This is a genomic window from Paenibacillus sp. J31P13 (assembly GCF_056269295.1).
Genome location: NZ_JBWDNR010000004.1, coordinates 562,298 through 579,793 on the forward strand (window position 1 = coordinate 562,298; position 17,496 = coordinate 579,793).

Sequence of the window (17,496 nt, forward strand, 5' to 3'; positions counted from 1 at the left end):
TTTCAAGGGAAAAATTTAAGGGCACCCAGTTGGATGCCCTTTTCTACATTTATTGGGACTATCTTATTTATCGGGATAAAATGAAAATTTGATAAACGTACCATTCACATACATTCAATCCATCCAAAAAGGTACTCTAAATGAATGGACAATATAATGATTATATCAGCGGTTTTCTTAAAATGTAATAAATAACAAAAATCCACCTTTTCGCCCTTTATATGATATGCAGAATGACCTATTGAACCTCAATAACAGTAACAAATGGAGATAGCTGTATTAGAGGTAATATTTTCTCTACTTCGTAGTTCTTAGGCAGCTTAATAGTAATGTCCAGAACGAGCTCAGAAGACTCTTTTAACTTCTCAATATGAAAATGCAAAACCATTGCATTTCTTTCTTTAAGGAAATTCTGAATATAATCAATCGCGCCAGGTTCATTATTCAAATGAATAGTTAACTGTTCCGTCTTTGGGGTTTTAAACCATTTTATCTTGCTATGCAATAACTTCTGAGCGATTAAAATAAGAATAGTCGTACCTACACCTACTATATAAAGATCAGCACCAATTGCCATACCTATACCCGCAGTCGACCATATTCCAGCAGCTGTTGTCAAACCCTTCACCGTCTGCCGCTGCATGAATATCATGCCTGCCCCGAGAAAACCGACCCCACTAACCACTTGAGCCGCAATTCGTGACGGATCAAGTCCAATGCCGCTTTTACCTGTCACGTCTTCAAAACCATATTTGGATATTAACATCATAAGAGCCGCTCCAACCGCAACTACAAAGTGAGTTCTAATACCCGCTTCTTTCATTCTACTTTTTCGCTCGTATCCAATAAATGCCCCACAAACACCTGCCAAGACAACTCGCAATAGAAAAGCGTACTCCATGAAACTCCTCCTTGTTCCTTAGATTAGTTACATTGTCAGACTTGCAATCATTAGAGTATAACATGATGTTGGAATGAGTCCGAAGCGATAGCGCAAGCGATCAATAGTCTTATTGCTGAGCAGATACTGTTTCATCACCTTTAGATAAAGTACCCCTCACAAAGAAAAAAATGTTCTGTTTAAGGAAGTGCATTTCGATATTATAGCTAGAAGCGTAATGTTAGAATAAATATATGGTATAGGGGTAGGTGGTTAATTATGAATATTTTTGGCTCGACGTCACCCGATATTGTGAACCATTCGGCTAAATATTTTGGAACCGTTCATGCTCATACAGCTCCCTCATTTTTTATTAATCGCATCCTACCTCCCGTTATGGTACGGTTCTTGAATAAGACTTATACTTTTTGATATCTAAAGAAATAGGATGGTGTACCAAATGGTATTTGCATTTTTATTTATATTGGCTATGTACGGAGTATCTAACTATTACATCGCGAAAAAGATTTTTAAATGGTTACAACATATATTTTCAAATATAAACGGAATCATATATGGAGCCATCTACAGCTTCTGTGCGTTAACAACCATTATTAATTTACTATTATCCTCATCAGCAATAACGAACGATTCATCTATTGTTAATTTTGTCGGTCAATTAGGGGACTATTGGATGGGGATCTATTTTTATTTGTTCTTGCTGTTGATCCTTTCAGACGTGATCTTACTTATTAGTAAATGGATCAAGATCATCCCATCTCCTGCACCAGCACAGGTTATATTTCATACAAGGTCGGTTGTATTTATCCTAGTAATAGGATTGGTGTCATATGGCATTTATAATGCGAATCATTTAAAGGAAGTATCTTATCCTATCCAAATAAACAAAAGCACTTCATTGAATCATTTAAATATTGTTCTGGTCAGCGACTTACATTTAGGCTATGTAAATGATGTAAAGTTTCTTGCAGAGGTTGTTGATCGTATTAATGGTTTGCAACCGGATATTGTGTTGATTTCAGGAGATATATTTAATGGCAACTACTATGCGCTATCTAATCCTTCCAAGGGAATGAAATTATTAAGTAATATTGAGACAACATATGGTGTTTATGCTTGTTTAGGTAACCATGATGCAGGTCGATCATTCGGTGAGATTGAGAACTTTATTGACAAGAGTAATATTAAACTTCTGAATGATGAGCATGTCGTTATCGATAATCAATTCGTTGTAGTGGGCAGGAAGGACTCATCACCTATTGGTGATCAAGGAAATCCAAGAGCAGTTACTTCAGAAATAATGAGCAACATAGATACACATATGCCTATTATCGTCATGGATCATCAACCAGCAAATCTGATTGAATATGGAAATGATGTCGATTTAATACTTAGCGGACATACGCATCAAGGACAAGTATTCCCTGCAAATCTAATCACTAACGCTATGTTTACAGTAGATTATGGATACTATCAGAAGAATTTGGACAGCCCTCAAGTCATCGTTACATCTGGTGCAGGAACTTGGGGACCGCCATTACGAATTGGTACGAATAGTGAGATAGCACTGATTGAAGTTGATTTTAAATAAATTAGAAAAAGTTTTAATATTTTGAAATGCAACAAAGAAAAACAGGATACCCTTTCACCAAATAAAAGTTAGGTATCCTGTTTCTATTCAAATTAAGTTTATTTAAGCTCCTGTAGGAGACTCTGTCCAAATGGTGGCATTGTCACATCAAAGTTATCTGCAACCGTTGCTCCAATATCCGAAAATGTCTTACTTACGGGCAGCTCACTTGGCCTGGTCAAACTCTTACTGTAGATGAGCAAAGGAACATATTCACGTGTATGATCTGTACCAGGATGAATGGGATCATTGCCATGGTCTGCCGTAATCATGAGAAGATCATCTTCACTCAGCTCCGCGATAACTTCATTTAATCGATCATCAAACTCTTCTAGCGCTTTCCCATACCCGATCGGATCTCTCCGATGTCCATAGAGTGCGTCAAAATCAACAAGGTTCAAGAAACTAATCCCTGTAAAATCAGTATGAATGGTCTCCATGAGTTTATCCATGCCATCCATGTTAGACACTGTACGCAAAGACGTGGTAACACCTTCGCCATCATATATATCTGAGATCTTCCCAATCGCTAGTACATCAAGCCCAGCATCCTTGAGCTCATTCATAACGGTTCTTCCATAAGGCTTCAATGCATAATCGTGACGGTTCGGTGTTCTATTGAAATTACCAGACTGTCCGAGGAATGGTCTGGCGATCACTCTGCCCAGCATGTATTCCTCACGCAAAGTAATCTCTCTTGCAATCTCACAGATTTGATATAGTTCTTCCAAAGGAACAACCTCTTCATGAGCCGCAATCTGAATCACTGAATCTGCCGAAGTATAGACAATAAGTGCACCAGTGTTCATATGCTCTTGTCCAAGCTCATCTAGAATAGCTGTACCGCTAGCTGGCCTATTCCCGATAACCTTTCGTCCCGTTCTTTGTTCTAATTCGCTAATTAATTCATATGGAAATCCGTCGGGGAACACTTTGAATGGAACATCAATTCGAAGGCCCATAATCTCCCAGTGTCCTGTCATCGTATCCTTCCCATTCGAAGCCTCTTCCATTTTGGTGAAATAAGCTAAAGGCTGCTCTACCTTGGGTACCCCGGGTATTTGATCAATATGGCTTACCCCTAGCTTAGATAAGACAGGAACATGCAGCCCGTTCATTCTCTCCGCAATATGCCGTAATGTATGTGATCCTACATCACCAAACTTTTTCGCATCTGGAGCTTCACCAATGCCTACAGAATCCATAACGATGATAAAAATCCGCTTAAACCGAGGTGGTTGTTTCATGTTGATACTCCTTGTGTGTTAGACATTTCTGTGGATAAATCATGAACAACAAGAAAAAGAGTCATCCCTCAAGCTTCTAGATCTCTTGGGACAGCTCCTTTTCCAGTTAAGTTTTATTCAAAAGAGAAGTGATTCAACTAGTATATGATACCGATAACGATGGCGGATAAAACGCTTACAAGCGTTGCACCATATAATATCTTTAATCCGAATCGAGCAACAATATTCCCTTGTTTTTCATTCAAGCCTTTTACTGCACCCACGATTGTACCAATGGACCCAAAGTTAGCAAATGAGATTAGGAAAACGGAGACAATGGCTGTAGTACGCCCGCTTAAACCTTCTTTAATTTCAACAAAGTCACGCATAGCAACAAATTCATTCGTAACAAGCTTTGTCGCCATAATACTACCTGCTTCAACAGCTTCATGCCATGGCACACCGATAAGAAAGGCAATTGGTGCAAAGACATACCCTAAAATTCCTTGAAACGAGATTCCGAATATACCACTGAACACCCCGTTAATTAAAGCAATGATCCCAATAAAACCAATTAACATTACCCCAACTACTATGGCTACTTTAAAGCCATCCATAATATATTCGCCCAGCATTTCAAAAAACGTTTGTTTTTCTTCTTTCTGAACATCAACAATATCTTCTTCAGGTTTAACTTCATACGGATTAATAATGGTTGAAATGATAAAGCCGCCAAATAGGTTTAATATTAATGCAGCCACTACATACCTAGGTTCTAGCATAGTCATATATGAACCAACAATTGACATCGATACCGTCGACATTGCAGACGCACATAATGTATACAGGCGGTGCTTTGGCAAAAACCCAAGTTGGTTTTTCACCGAAATAAATACTTCATTTTGTCCTACAATTGCAGCTGCAACCGCATTATAAGATTCCAATTTCCCCATGCCATTTACTTTACTTAGTACCAAACCAATATACTTTATAATGAACGGCAGTATTTTATAATACTGCAAAATCCCTATTAATGCTGACATAAAAACAATTGGCATCAAAACATAGAGGAAAAATGTATGGGCTCCTTCATTTGCCATCCCGCCAAAAATAAAGTTAGTACCTTCATTGGCATATTCAAGCAATTTCGCAAAACCATCAGCAAAACCTTTAATTAAGAATTCGCCTATACTCGTTTTTAGTATAAGCAATCCCAGAACAATCTGAATAGCAATCATTATAATGATCGGACGATATTTAATCTTTTTCTTATCGTTGCTCGCAATCCATGCCATCAATAGAACAATAATCAGACCGGCAACAGAAATTAGATAATGCATCTTTACCCCTCCAAATTATCGGTTAAATTTTAACCCATTAATTAAAATAGCTATTACGATCAGAGAAAAATGGGTCGTGTCTGATGAAGGGAATGTAACAGAATAGCCTATAGAGCCGGATAGTAATACATTCATTACATCCCGCTCTCTTTTCTTATACCAATCCTCTTATCAATAAATTAGCCATCAATGACTGTGTTAAGAGCTATTTCGACCATTTCATAAAAGGATTGTTCACTTTCTTTATGAGTTAAGTGTTCCTGTGTTAACAGTTGACTGCCGACTGTCAAAATCGATAGTGCTTTCACACCATATTTAGCGGCTAAAGTGTATAGGGATGTGCTTTCCATTTCTACCGCTAATACACCAAAGTCCATAAACTTGTGTAGTCGATCCAGGCTTTCACGGTAAAATTCATCCGAATTATAGATGTTTCCGACAAAGACATTTACATCTTTGCCTTGTGCTTGTTGATACGCTTTCATTAACAATGAGAAATCCGCCGTAGGTGCATAGTTACAGCCATGGAAGATCTTCTCGGTCATATTACTATCTGAAGATACAGCTTGGGCTAATATAATATCACGGATCTTAATTTCTTCCTGCATAGCGCCACATGTACCGATGCGAATCAATTTCTTAACTTCATAATCGACGATCAATTCTGTTGCATAGATACTCATTGATGGATTTCCCATCCCTGACCCCTGAACCGACACTGGCACACCCTTGTATAATCCCGTGTACCCATACATACCTCTTACTTCGTTATAACAATGGGCCTCATCTAGAAAGTGTTCTGCTACAAATTTTGCACGCAAAGGATCTCCTGGAAGCAAAACGCGTTCCGCTATTTCTCCTTTTTTCGCGCCTAAATGCCTACTCATATTTCTTCCTCCAACCTTTAAAGTTAAACTCAGGCTTACCGAAATCGCTTCCAACATGCCTTCAAGAAAATCAGTTCCGAAACTACCTTGAGCATAAGGTTTTTTATTCGATCAAACTAGACCAAAATCTTACGTAGGGAACGGAAAATAATTGGTCAAATTATAAAAGCAATTCTTTGCGAATATTGTCTAGATCTCTTTTGGATGGGATCGTAGAGATAATAACAACAGGCACAGTGTTTAATGAAACGGGGATATTACTAATGACAAAATCAATATTATGCTGCTGCATCATTTCGTCGGTTAGCCCCCTCATGATGGAAGTATCAATAATTAACTGATCCCCAATTTCCTTCTTTATCAAATCTGCTATGTAATGACGGATTGAGAATTCTTCCCCGATCACTAAGAAGGCCCTTTTCCTTTTATAGCGTAAACTTGAACGAACAATTAACGTTAGCTTTGTTAAATGAAAATGATTATACAAAACGAAAGGATAAGCTTTATTCCACGTTTGCATGCAGGTTTGCAATTCTTGATAAATCTGCTGGCACTCCTTTTGAACATATGCCGTTAAATTACTTTTTGAAATCATCATCCATTCTGGAATTGCATTATCGATTAATAGCTTGTCAAAGAACCCGTATATCTCCAATACTAATCGTTCTTCCATATCCAAGTTGGGGTATATCTTCGCCAATAACGTTAGAAGCAGATTGCCCATTTGATATTCTTCTTTATCTTTGTGCAATTCGACTTCTTTAATCGGTGTGATTTCTGATCCTTCATAATAATGATATTGGCTGAGACTAACCTGTGATTGCATAAAAAATATTTCACTTTTGGGAAATTCAATCGAGAGCTTTTCTTCAAGACTCTTCGCAAGGGTTATCACTGGTAAATAAAACATCCCTCTTTCCCAAGAGTATCCATTTTCGTCCATTTTTACGTATTTCTCTTTAGCAACTCTTTCTAGAACAATTGCCAATAAAAAGGATAATCTCCTTTTGGAATTGATGAAATAAACAATGTTTTTCTCATTCTCTATATTTGTAATTAACTGATTTATATAAGCAAAATCGACATTCACAAAGGGCCATCCTGTAAACTCATACGCGTCACAGTATAACTTCCAATAAAAATATCGAATATTCATTTCATTCCCTTTGATCATAGGAGTAGAATAAGTAATGCGTAACTTGTACGCTTTGAGATCATTATTATTTAATTGCACAATCAGTTTCTTCAAAGACGAGGTGCTCATAAACATGGCTCCAGCAAGCTCCTCCACGGACAATCGACCAACATTCATAAACAATACATCCATTAGCCGATAAAAGATGGTTTGTCTGAACATTGAAGAAATCACTTCACTAATCGTCTTACTTCGCCCATCACGTCGAAGAAATATTCCCTTTCCTCTAGAAACTTCAATACGTACAGCAGTTGGTAATTGCTTGCTGATTTCCTCAACCATCTTACGTATTGTTTTATCTGAAATACCTAAACTTTTTTCAACTTCAGCTAAGGTAAACCATCTTTGTTCCGTATCAAGCAGTGTTAATAGCTGGCTGGCAAATATAAATCCCTTATCCATTTTCCCACCCTATTTCAATTATTTGAATGTTAATAGTATAAACATAGACAATCGCTCTTACCCTTTTTGAAGTTCTCTTACCGTTATTCGAACAAACCTCGAACGAAAAGTCGATTTCCATCTGGCTGCCGTCGGAAGGATACACCAACTCAACACACATTAATGGCATCATTTGCTTGGTGTCAACTAGTCCTAAACGAGTTCTCAATATTTACACCACTTTCATCTCCAAATCGTCCGTGAAATCGATAGTGTCATACACGAAGTCCAAATTAAGCTCGAACACAAACTTTTCTTAGTGCGAACAGAAAAAAGACTTGCAGTCCGTTACATAGACTGCAAGCCTTCTTGTATTCATTAACGCATATTTTTGTTGTACTCCCAATTCAACATACTCAATTCCTATTCATTCAAAATAATTTTCTTTTTCCACGTTAATTCTTCGCCTTGTTCATTTTTGAACAGAAACACAACCTGTCCTTCCTCGCCCACATTTTAAAAAAAATTCCAATGAAGCATTTCTTCCCTGACATACAGATGTCAACAATGATTGCTTATGATGGACTCAGATGATTGTTCACCAATCAATTCAAGTAAAAGAAAGGAATGGTAAAATATGAAAAACAAACTTGCAGCCATCGTTGGAGGACTGTTGCTTGCACTTCTGATGGCGTCCATGGACAACACGATTGTTTCAACAGCAATCGGCACGATCGTCGGAGAGATGGGGGGACTTGATAAGTTCGTTTGGGTTACTACAGCATATATGGTCGCAGAAATGGCCTGCATGCCGATCTTCGGCAAGCTGTCCGACATGTATGGACGCAAACGTTTTTTCATCTTCGGGATCATTGTGTTCATAATTGGTTCCGCGTTGTGTGGAATGGCGCAATCCATCGTAGAACTAAGTATCTATCGGGCTGTGCAAGGGGTTGGAGCCGGGGCGATGGTATCCATTGCGTTCACGATTTTATTCGATGTCGTATCACCTAAGAATCGCGGTAAGATGATGGGAGCATTCGGAGCGGTATTCGGTTTGTCGAGTGTTGTTGGTCCGTTGCTCGGCGGATATATTACCGATCATATCAACTGGTCGTGGATCTTCTACATCAATCTGCCGCTAGGCTTCATTGCCTTGCTGATGATTGCCTTGTTCTACAAAGAATCGGCAGAGCATTCGCAGAAAAAAATCGATTGGGCGGGTTCTATTCTTCTCGTAGGAGCTGTCGTCTGCTTTATATTTGGACTTGAGCTGGGCGGCAAAACGTATGCTTGGGATTCCCCGCAAATTATCGGGTTGTTCGCTGGATTTGTGGTTCTTGCCTTCTTGCTTGTTATGGTCGAGAAAAAAGCTGCAGAACCAATCATCTCGTTCGGCTTGTTCCGCAGCAGACTGTACACGACTAGCAATCTAGTCGCCATGCTCAGCGGCGCAGCGTACATGACAGCTGCGATTTTCATTCCAATCTACGTGCAAGGCGTACTTGGTGGCTCAGCCTCAAATTCAGGATTGACCTTATTGCCGATGATGGTGGGTTCAGTTGTCACCGCGACGCTTGGCGGATTTCTAATGACGAAGCTGCAATACCGGACAATTATGATAGGGACACTGGCAATGCTAGTGACAGGCCTTGCTTTCCTCTCACAAATTACGGTAGAATCTTCTCGAATTTCCATTACAGGGATTATGATTCTGATTGGTCTTGGGATTGGCGCTTCCTTCTCGGTATTAAGCACTTCTGTGCTTCAATCATTCCCTGCGGCGCAACGCGGAGCGGCAAGTGCAACTTTGAATTTTAATCGCTCGCTCGGCATGGCGCTTGGCATTACTATTTTCGGGATTATACAAAGCCATAGCCTGTTTTCGAAGCTCACTGAATCGCTTGGCAAGGGCAACATAGCAATCCCAGCTGACTTGAAATTAAGTGATCCCCATTCGCTGCTGAATCCGGCGTTTCGTCAATCTATCGATCCACAGCTTCTTGATACCATTACCCGCGGTCTGTCGAGTTCCATTGGAGCAACCTTTGCCTGGAGCCTAATTCCCGCTGCTTTGGCGCTGATTGCGGCATTCCTGATGACGAAGGATAAAATGGATCCGGTTGCCGAAGGAGAAGAATTCGCAACCGCGCACTAATTTATATATTGGCGAGCTCCAGCATGCCGACTTAGGAGAGATGACAATGAAGCTTGAACGGTTAATGACTATTACGATTTTGCTGCTCAATCGAAAGCGGGTACAAGCACAGGAATTGGCGAACCAGCTTGAAGTGTCTCTGCGCACCATTTATCGCGATCTTGATTCGCTCGGTCAAGCCGGCATTCCCATCGTCTCCTATACCGGGATGGAAGGTGGTTATGAGATTATGGATAGCTTCCGTCTGGATCGGCAGTTGTTATCCTTCGAAGAGCTGACCACCCTCTCCACTGCGCTTCGCGGTCTTGAGTCTACGAACGCCTATGATCGCTCAAATATGGATCTCCTCCTCAGCAAAGTTGGCGCAATGGTGGCGCAAGCCGAGCAGGGCCGGACAGAAGAAGGTGTCCTCATTCATATTGATTTTACCCCTTGGAAAAATAGCCAAGAGGACCAAAGCCGGTATGATTCGCTTCGCCAAGCCGTGAATGATCGGAAGCTTATCCGAATCAAATACACGAGCAGAATGGGCGATGAACAAAAGCGCGAGGTAGAGCCGATGGCGCTCGTGCTCAAGAACTACGTGTGGTACCTTCACGGCTATTGTCGCTTGCGCGGCGATTATCGCATCTTCAAGCTGACGCGTATTCGGGAATTGGACATACAAGCCGGCACCTTCATTCGTCGAGCGGAGTCGCTTGCGCAGCTGAATGACAGATGGAAGATACCCGAGAATAATGAGGCGCATGAGGGGATTCCAGTTGTCCTTCAATTTAAAGCATCAGCCGCCGTATCCGTGATGGACTATTTTGATCAAAAGGATATTGAACGGTTACCAGATGGACAGCTTATTGTGCGAACGACCTACTCAAGTGAACGTTGGTTGATCCGGACTGTACTCCATTATATGACCGATGTTATTGTGCTTGAGCCTACTTATATTGCCTTAAATGTGAGGCGGATTGCTCTAGATATTGCTGGACAGTATGACGTGTTAGATAAGTAGGGAGGGGGATTTGCTCATGATGTCCTTATATGGAAAAGTAGCGATTGTTACCGGGGGTGCTCGAGGTGTCGGGAGAGTTACGTGCATTCAGTTAGCAAAACTTGGAGCAAGAGTTGTCGTCAACGACTTTGGGGATGAGTTAATCGCTAAATCCGTTGTGGCCGAGATTGTTGCGGATGGCGGCGAGGCCGTGTCGATTCCTGCGGATGCTCGAAGTGCAGAGCAAATGGAACACCTCGTGGAAGCCGTGAAAAATGTATTTGGACGTATCGATATTCTCGTTTGCAATGCGAGTAATGGTGCTAATGCTGCGACCTTTGCCGAGCTCTCTTGGGAACCATTCGAACGGCAGCTGATTGATGAATTGAAGGCGGCGTTCGAGCCAACGAAGGCCGTCATTAAGGCGATGATGGCACAGCAATTCGGTCGGATTATCTATCTGTCCAGCACGGAAGGCAAAGATCCTACCCCTCAATATATTGCATTCGGTACCGCGAAGGGTGGGCTCAATACGTTTGCACGATATATTGCGCAAGAATTCGGCCCGTATGGGATCTCAGCTAATGTCGTCGCTCCCGGCTTCGTTAAATCCGATGAGCCATTTAGGATTTCTGAGGAAGAGAGCCGCGTAATAGGTAGCTTCACACCGCTGGGCCGGATCGCCGAACCGGAAGATGTGGCAGGGGTGATTTCTTTTCTCGCCGGAGATGGTGCGAGATTTCTGTCGGGAACATATACACCCGTTACCGGCGGGCTTATTATGGAATAAGTCTCTCCATACTATTTGAAATGGTGAATTATGAAAAGATACGACGGACCGGTTTTTGGACGCTTGTCTAATTGAGGCTAGAATAGACTTGTCCTTTAATCCGCCTCCATGCCATAGGTTTGCATCGAACATAAGCATTTCACCGTAATCTGTTGGGCATGAGCACGGTATTTTACCGGACTCATGCCTTTTTATTTAATTCGCTTGTGATTGTAATAATCAACAAGTAAGCAAAGAGTAGTGCAAACAATTTCACACTACACTTGTGCTTACTTTAATGTTCTTTTTTAATTACAAAAAACGAACCCCGAATGGTTCCAGCTAGTTTAGACTTCTGCCTAGCAAACTTAAACTTCCCTTCTAGCTCCTTTGGTACCTCCATCCCCTCAGAAAGCTTAAAACCAACGGCCCGCTTCTTAGGATCATCAACCGTATACATGACGTTGATCCCAAGACCATCCTCATAAAAGACATAAGAGAATTTGATATTTTCTACTTGAAACTGTGACGTTTCTAAAGGTTTCGCCGCAAACTCAATATCACGTTCTTCTTTCAAAATTCGGTTCACATAATCAAGGGTCCCCTGGCTTTCGCTAGCTTGTACAACCGTAAATTCATGCTTATATTTGTTCATAAAGTAACGGGCTTCATTAGCACGCAAACCAGCAAGCGCTTCTACTACAGGTGAAGTCTCTAAACCAACCGTAGACACATTATTAAAATCAACGATATAGGACATTTCCATCTCTCCTTTAAGCACTTGAATTTCATTAAATTATATTATATATAAGTTGATATTCAAAACTTGGCTAGGGAAATACTAGGACACAGTTAATTTTTTAGAAAAGTAGATTATAATTTCTAAATAATATGGAAGCTCTCCCCTCCATAATTTATGTACTTACAGATTATCCTTCTCGACTTCCCACTCGGCCACTGCCTTTCGGACACGGGGTGCTACCTCCGTTCCAAGCAGTTCTATGGCTCTCATGACTTCGCCATGCGGCATCGTGCTTAGCGGAACATACAGCATAAAGCGCGTGACACCTACCTCTTTGTGAAGGTGAATGATCTTCTGGGCAACCGTCTCTGAATCCCCGACATACAGCGCACCTTCGAAGCTGCGCGCTGCGTCGTAACTAGAACGATCATAATGCGCCCATCCCCGCTCCTTGCCTAATCTATTCATGCCTGCCATAGTCGAAGGGAAAAATGTATCTGCAGCTCGTTCCCTATCCTCTCCAACAAATCCGATCGAGTGCGCACCCACCCGAAGCTGCGTTTCGTCATGGCCGGCGTGCGCTGCTGCTTTCTTGTACAACTCTACGAGCGGTGCAAAATCCGTAGGTCTTCCACCTATAATCGCCAGCATCAGCGGCAGTCCCAACAGACCTGCACGGACAGCCGACTCCTGTCTGCCTCCGCTGCCAACCCATATTGGTAATGAATCCTGGACGGGCCGCGGATACACGCCCAAATTATTAATCGCTGGTCGATGTCCGCCCTTCCAGATTACTTTCTCGGTTTTACGTATTTTAAGGAGCAATTCCAGATGCTCTTCATACAGCTCAGAATAATCATCCAGATCATAACCAAACAACGGGAAGGACTCGATAAAAGAGCCTCGGCCAGCCATAATCTCTGCGCGTCCATTTGAAATACCGTCGAGCGTAGCAAAATCCTGAAACACACGCACCGGATCAAGTGAAGATAGCACCGTCACTGCACTGGTCAACCGTATCCGCTTCGTCTGCGCAGCTGCCGCAGCCAGTACAACAGCTGGCGATGAAGCCGCATAATCTGCCCGATGATGCTCGCCTACGCCAAACACATCAAGCCCCACCTGATCGGCAAGAACAATTTCCTCGACGACTTCACGCAACCGTTGTGCGTGACTTATTACTTCACCCGTGTGAACATCCGGCTTTGTCTCTACAAACGATGTTATACCTATTTCCATGAATACTCGCTCCTTAATCCAAAATTCTCACTCAGCATATTGAATGGATAGGTAGAATCAGATTGATGATACATAATCTGTCACTTTTTTATTGCGTCAGATCTATTGTGCAGCGTCATTGCCCAAAACAACAACGCTACAGCACTGATAGAAGCCCCTAGCACGCATACGCCTCTCCAGCCGTAATGTGCGTAGAAGTGAGTCGAAGCAATTGAACCACTTGCACTTCCAATCGAATAAAACACCATGTACCCCGCAGTAAGTCGACTACGAGCGTCCTCACGCAGCGGAAGGATCATCGTCTGATTAGTGACATGTATCGCCTGAACGGCCAAATCGAGCAGTACGATACCAATGACCAGTGCGATCAACGATTGTTGTGTATAGCCGATGAACAACCATGAACCGAACAACAACGTTAGGGCCGTACCCGTCGTTCTCTGACCGTAACCTCGATCAGCAAGTTTTCCCGCTCGTGTTGCAGCCAATGCGCCGGCTACTCCTACAAGACCGAATGCTCCAATCGCACTGTGCGAGAGCGATAATGGCGCAGCGCTAAGAGGCAATACAAGTGAAGTCCATAGAATACTGAAATCAGCAAAAATCAACAGAGCGAGAACAGAGCGAATGCGTAGTAATCGTTCTTGCATAAACAACCTAAGCACTGATCCTAGCAATTGGGAATATGACAAGGATTGCACCTCGCGCTCAACCCGAGGCAGGACTTTGTAAAACATACACACCATCACGAGCATCACTGCTGCGGATGCCATATACACGGATCGCCAGCCTGCAAGATCGGTCAGTATTCCTGAAATGGACCGTGCAAGAAGAATACCGATGACAATACCGCTTGTTACCATCCCAACGACACGACCTCGTTCAGCTGGTGCCGCTATTGTTGCCGCGAACGCAACAAGTGTCTGTGTCACAACAGCCAGCAGGCCCACCATAGCCATACCCACAAATAGTACGATGCTGTTGACGGCAGTTCCGACGATCATAAGAGCAATTATGGACAAAAACATCTGACCAATAACCAAGTGTCGTTGGTTCAGTAAATCTCCAAGCGGTACCAACAGCAGCAATCCCAATCCATAAAAAATCTGCGTGATCGTAATGACGATACCGATGATGGAATAATCAATACCGAACTCGCTAGACAGCTGATCGAGTAACGGTTGCGCAAAATAGATATTGGCTACCGACATTCCGCAGGCAACCGCGAACAATAGCGTTACATAACGAGGCATGGGTGCCTTTAGCTCTGATTCAGATGCGATCTGCTGAACCTGCGACGAATCTACCCTCTCTTCAATTGCCTCCTCTTTCTTGTACATTTCTCTTACCTCCTTTCATCAATCAAAATAATAACGTACCGATCGGTATGATTTAATTCCCAGTAAATATAGCCTACAATCGCACTTCTAGTCAATAAAAATAATTAAATTCACTAGTCAAGTTTCTTCATTTGACAAGTATTCTTCCTAAGCATAAAATAATAACATATTGATCGGTATGTAAAATAAAGCAGTCAAGACATCCAAAATCATCAACTATACTTCAAGATGAACGAGAGGTATTCATTATGGCAAGAACACGTGAATTTGACGAAGGAAAAGTATTAGAAGCAGCTATGGAGTTATTCTGGGAAAAGGGATATGAGGCCACCTCATTAAGCGATCTAACTTCCAAGATGGGAATCCAGCGCCCCAGCATATATTCGACCTTCGGAGACAAAAAAGAATTGTTCGAGGCTGCGCTGCGCAGGTACACGATGTCCCGTGCCTCAGATGTACGAGCTAGACTGCAAAGCCATTATTCCGTAAAAGAAGCATTTTCCGCTTTTTTTAAAAACGTGGTGGCTGAGGAATATCCAGGGGATCGAAGTCGAGGTTGTTTTTGCATTAATACCATGGTTGAACTTGCTCCTCATGACGAGAAGTTTGAGATTCTCACCAGAGAACATCAAATGTACCTATCGGTCATATTTCAGGAAACTATTGAACGGGGCATACAGTCGGGCGAGCTCGCGCTCGGTATACAGTCGAAGGCTTTGGCGCAGGCGCTCATCTTATCGTTAATCGGACTAACTGTCATGTTGAAATCCCGACCAGACCCATCATTTGTTGATCAGGCGATCGCTGTCACACTTACTTTGCTCGATTCGAATGAAGCGAGTCCCGCCAAGTAGACGATGTGATGTGTATCGTGTATAAGTTGGTTCCGAAATAATTTCTCTCCGCACTAGCTGAACCGGCAAATTAAAAGGCCATCTCTGTGGGACGGCCCTTTCTGTAAAAATGGCTACTATGAAATCCAACCGCGTTCTTGCGCCTTTTCAGTCGCCTGCTGCCTAGTCTCTACCTCCAGCTTTTGAATGGCAATAGATAAATAGTTCCGAACTGTTCCATCCGTTATAAATAGTTGCTTGGCCATTTCCTTGGTCGATAGTCCGAGCTTGGACAAGCGCAATACAGCCGTTTCCCTTTCGGTCAGCGGGTTTTCTTCCTTCAAGAAAAGAACCGCTGCCAAGTCCGTGCTAATCACTCGATCACCTGCTATTACCTTGCGTATGGACTGGATTAAAAATTCAATCGGTTCATCTTTTAATAAGTAACCCTCAACCTTCAAATCCATTGCCTTTTGCAAAAAACCGGGGCGTGCAAATGTGGTTACGATGATGATTTTCGAGGAACGTTCTTCTTGCCTGAGTCTCTCAGCAATTTCAAGTCCTGAAAGGAAAGGGATCTCGATATCGAGCAAGCACACGTCCGGCTCATATTGCTCTATAGCCTCCCATGCCGTCTGCCCATTCTCTGCTTCCGCTACAACTTCAATGTCCTCCTCCATGGATAATAAAGCTGATAACGTCCCACGAAGCAATTTTTGATCTTCAGCAATGACAATACGTATCACCTTGCTAGTCCCCTCCCGTTGCTCGTCAGTGGAACCTTAAATGTAATGACCGTTCCCTTGCCCGGACTTGCCGTTATATGAAAATCTCCCTGCAGCATAGCCATTCTTTCCCTCATTGACTGCAAACCGTTCCCTTCTCCCTGTCTCAAGCTTCCGTTCCCGTTATCGCTCACTTGAATACAGTAGTATTCAGACTCTATGTATGGTGTTATCGTACACTGATTGGCTTCGCTATGTTTAATAATATTGGTCATGGCTTCTCTAACGGAAAGTGCCGCCATCGTTTCGGCAACGTTGGATAAGGGATTCATTAGCCCATCATCCTTCATAACTAACTCAATGCCTGCCTTTTGTAAAATATCCTTGGATAGCTCCATTTCCTTCTTAAGTGAAACAAATTTCATGTCGGTGACAAGCTCCCTCACTTGCTTTAACGCATATCTTGAGGTGTTCAATATATCATCCAGCTCGTGCTTCGCCTTTTCTGGGTTTTTGTCCACCAATCTCATCGTAAGCTCACTTTTCAACTTAATCATTGTTAGCGTCTGGCCGAGCGTGTCATGAAGATCCCTGGCAATCCGGTTTCGTTCCTCCTCTAGAATATACCTCTCAAGCTGGGCATTGGCGATATCCAGCTTTTCTTTCAAGATATTCGACTTTTCTCTCGAAAAAACAACGATCGGTGTTGCCAACTGGGCTATCATAATTGGGAAATGCATCAATGAAAAAACCGCTAATGGATTGCCCTCATCCACCCAGCCGATTAGAATAAACATAGCTGCAATTCCAACCATCCCCGTGACCATAATAGCCTTCCGATTGGCTCTTCCAAGCAAATCGGCAAACACAAATCCGTACATTAGAATCCAACTGTCGACGTTAATAGCAAGCACCACAAGCAGTGAGCACCCCGCGAGACTGGCCATGAGCAGACGCCAGTCCCGATACCACAATCCTGCATAATGAGTGACAAGCAACAATAGGAAAAGTATAACCTTCAAGGCTAAATTGAAGGTGTCATTTTCGAAGAAGACTTGGTAAATTAAGAAAGCAACCGAAACAGCATCAATAATAAGATATTTTTCGATCTGATCTGCGGGATACATTTTTTTCAGCATCGTTCA

General features: G+C 42.4%; 15 protein-coding genes. 5 read left to right on the forward strand and 10 right to left on the reverse strand.

Going from position 1 to position 17,496, the window contains the following annotated elements:
- Nucleotides 1-238: 238 nt before the first annotated feature.
- Entirely contained in the window at nt 239-901 is a 663-nt protein-coding gene (locus tag AC0YOD_RS16700) for an MgtC/SapB family protein (protein ID WP_475800456.1), read from the reverse strand.
- A gap of 673 nt (nt 902-1,574) precedes the next feature.
- Between AC0YOD_RS16700 and AC0YOD_RS16705 the strand changes: the two genes are divergently transcribed.
- Nucleotides 1,575-2,492: a metallophosphoesterase gene (locus AC0YOD_RS16705; protein ID WP_475800457.1), complete on the forward strand. Its 918-nt coding sequence runs from the start codon at nt 1,575-1,577 to the stop codon at nt 2,490-2,492.
- A 98-nt stretch (nt 2,493-2,590) separates the two neighbouring features.
- Here AC0YOD_RS16705 and deoB read toward each other — a convergent pair whose 3' ends face one another.
- From deoB to AC0YOD_RS16725, 4 genes are all read right to left on the reverse strand, one after another.
- On the reverse strand, nt 2,591-3,778 hold the full coding sequence (deoB, locus tag AC0YOD_RS16710; RefSeq protein ID WP_475800458.1) for a phosphopentomutase: 1,188 nt from the start codon (nt 3,776-3,778) through the stop codon (nt 2,591-2,593).
- Nucleotides 3,779-3,915: 137 nt separating this feature from the next.
- Complete coding sequence (locus AC0YOD_RS16715) at nt 3,916-5,097, reverse strand: NupC/NupG family nucleoside CNT transporter (RefSeq protein ID WP_475800459.1); 1,182 nt, start codon at nt 5,095-5,097, stop codon at nt 3,916-3,918.
- A gap of 179 nt (nt 5,098-5,276) precedes the next feature.
- Entirely contained in the window at nt 5,277-5,984 is a 708-nt protein-coding gene (gene deoD, locus AC0YOD_RS16720) for a purine-nucleoside phosphorylase (protein ID WP_475800460.1), read from the reverse strand.
- 160 nt (nt 5,985-6,144) lie between these two features.
- Entirely contained in the window at nt 6,145-7,581 is a 1,437-nt protein-coding gene (locus AC0YOD_RS16725; protein ID WP_475800461.1) for a helix-turn-helix domain-containing protein, read from the reverse strand.
- A gap of 616 nt (nt 7,582-8,197) precedes the next feature.
- Here AC0YOD_RS16725 and AC0YOD_RS16730 point away from each other — a divergent pair.
- From AC0YOD_RS16730 to AC0YOD_RS16740, 3 genes are read left to right on the forward strand one after another with little or no spacing between them, the layout of a single operon-like run.
- On the forward strand, nt 8,198-9,718 hold the full coding sequence (locus AC0YOD_RS16730) for an MDR family MFS transporter (RefSeq protein WP_475800462.1): 1,521 nt from the start codon (nt 8,198-8,200) through the stop codon (nt 9,716-9,718).
- 46 nt (nt 9,719-9,764) lie between these two features.
- The gene (locus tag AC0YOD_RS16735) at nt 9,765-10,724 is read left to right on the forward strand and encodes a helix-turn-helix transcriptional regulator (protein ID WP_475800463.1); all 960 of its coding nucleotides are present in this window, start codon (nt 9,765-9,767) and stop codon (nt 10,722-10,724) included.
- Nucleotides 10,725-10,740: 16 nt separating this feature from the next.
- A complete protein-coding gene (locus tag AC0YOD_RS16740; protein ID WP_475800464.1) occupies nt 10,741-11,493 on the forward strand; it encodes an SDR family NAD(P)-dependent oxidoreductase in 753 nt (250 codons plus the stop codon).
- Nucleotides 11,494-11,767: 274 nt separating this feature from the next.
- Here AC0YOD_RS16740 and AC0YOD_RS16745 read toward each other — a convergent pair whose 3' ends face one another.
- From AC0YOD_RS16745 to AC0YOD_RS16755, 3 genes are all read right to left on the reverse strand, one after another.
- Complete coding sequence (locus AC0YOD_RS16745) at nt 11,768-12,232, reverse strand: phage tail protein (RefSeq protein WP_475800465.1); 465 nt, start codon at nt 12,230-12,232, stop codon at nt 11,768-11,770.
- A 162-nt stretch (nt 12,233-12,394) separates the two neighbouring features.
- Complete coding sequence (locus tag AC0YOD_RS16750) at nt 12,395-13,453, reverse strand: LLM class flavin-dependent oxidoreductase (RefSeq protein ID WP_475800466.1); 1,059 nt, start codon at nt 13,451-13,453, stop codon at nt 12,395-12,397.
- 80 nt (nt 13,454-13,533) lie between these two features.
- Nucleotides 13,534-14,793, reverse strand: a complete 1,260-nt coding sequence (locus AC0YOD_RS16755; RefSeq protein ID WP_475800467.1) for an MFS transporter — start codon at nt 14,791-14,793, stop codon at nt 13,534-13,536.
- A gap of 248 nt (nt 14,794-15,041) precedes the next feature.
- Between AC0YOD_RS16755 and AC0YOD_RS16760 the strand changes: the two genes are divergently transcribed.
- Nucleotides 15,042-15,647: a TetR/AcrR family transcriptional regulator gene (locus AC0YOD_RS16760; protein WP_475800468.1), complete on the forward strand. Its 606-nt coding sequence runs from the start codon at nt 15,042-15,044 to the stop codon at nt 15,645-15,647.
- A gap of 116 nt (nt 15,648-15,763) precedes the next feature.
- Here the strand turns inward: AC0YOD_RS16760 and AC0YOD_RS16765 are convergent, their stop codons facing one another.
- Both AC0YOD_RS16765 and AC0YOD_RS16770 read right to left on the reverse strand, forming a co-directional pair.
- Nucleotides 15,764-16,372: a response regulator gene (locus AC0YOD_RS16765; protein WP_475800469.1), complete on the reverse strand. Its 609-nt coding sequence runs from the start codon at nt 16,370-16,372 to the stop codon at nt 15,764-15,766.
- Nucleotides 16,369-17,490, reverse strand: coding sequence for a sensor histidine kinase (locus tag AC0YOD_RS16770; protein ID WP_475800470.1), 1,122 nt, complete (start codon nt 17,488-17,490; stop codon nt 16,369-16,371). Before AC0YOD_RS16770 ends, AC0YOD_RS16765 begins: the two co-directional genes overlap by 4 nt.
- Between the last annotated feature and the right edge of the window lie 6 nt (nt 17,491-17,496).

Bases quoted from the DNA above. Each gene is read 5' to 3' on its own strand.
- AC0YOD_RS16700 (WP_475800456.1), bottom strand. From the start codon at position 901: ATGGAGTACGCTTTTCTATTGCGAGTTGTCTTGGCAGGTGTTTGTGGG.
- AC0YOD_RS16705 (WP_475800457.1), top strand. From the start codon at position 1,575: ATGGGGATCTATTTTTATTTGTTCTTGCTGTTGATCCTTTCAGACGTG.
- deoB (WP_475800458.1), bottom strand. From the start codon at position 3,778: ATGAAACAACCACCTCGGTTTAAGCGGATTTTTATCATCGTTATGGAT.
- AC0YOD_RS16715 (WP_475800459.1), bottom strand. From the start codon at position 5,097: ATGCATTATCTAATTTCTGTTGCCGGTCTGATTATTGTTCTATTGATG.
- deoD (WP_475800460.1), bottom strand. From the start codon at position 5,984: ATGAGTAGGCATTTAGGCGCGAAAAAAGGAGAAATAGCGGAACGCGTT.
- AC0YOD_RS16725 (WP_475800461.1), bottom strand. From the start codon at position 7,581: ATGGATAAGGGATTTATATTTGCCAGCCAGCTATTAACACTGCTTGAT.
- AC0YOD_RS16730 (WP_475800462.1), top strand. From the start codon at position 8,198: ATGAAAAACAAACTTGCAGCCATCGTTGGAGGACTGTTGCTTGCACTT.
- AC0YOD_RS16735 (WP_475800463.1), top strand. From the start codon at position 9,765: ATGAAGCTTGAACGGTTAATGACTATTACGATTTTGCTGCTCAATCGA.
- AC0YOD_RS16740 (WP_475800464.1), top strand. From the start codon at position 10,741: ATGATGTCCTTATATGGAAAAGTAGCGATTGTTACCGGGGGTGCTCGA.
- AC0YOD_RS16745 (WP_475800465.1), bottom strand. From the start codon at position 12,232: ATGTCCTATATCGTTGATTTTAATAATGTGTCTACGGTTGGTTTAGAG.
- AC0YOD_RS16750 (WP_475800466.1), bottom strand. From the start codon at position 13,453: ATGGAAATAGGTATAACATCGTTTGTAGAGACAAAGCCGGATGTTCAC.
- AC0YOD_RS16755 (WP_475800467.1), bottom strand. From the start codon at position 14,793: ATGTACAAGAAAGAGGAGGCAATTGAAGAGAGGGTAGATTCGTCGCAG.
- AC0YOD_RS16760 (WP_475800468.1), top strand. From the start codon at position 15,042: ATGGCAAGAACACGTGAATTTGACGAAGGAAAAGTATTAGAAGCAGCT.
- AC0YOD_RS16770 (WP_475800470.1), bottom strand. From the start codon at position 17,490: ATGCTGAAAAAAATGTATCCCGCAGATCAGATCGAAAAATATCTTATT.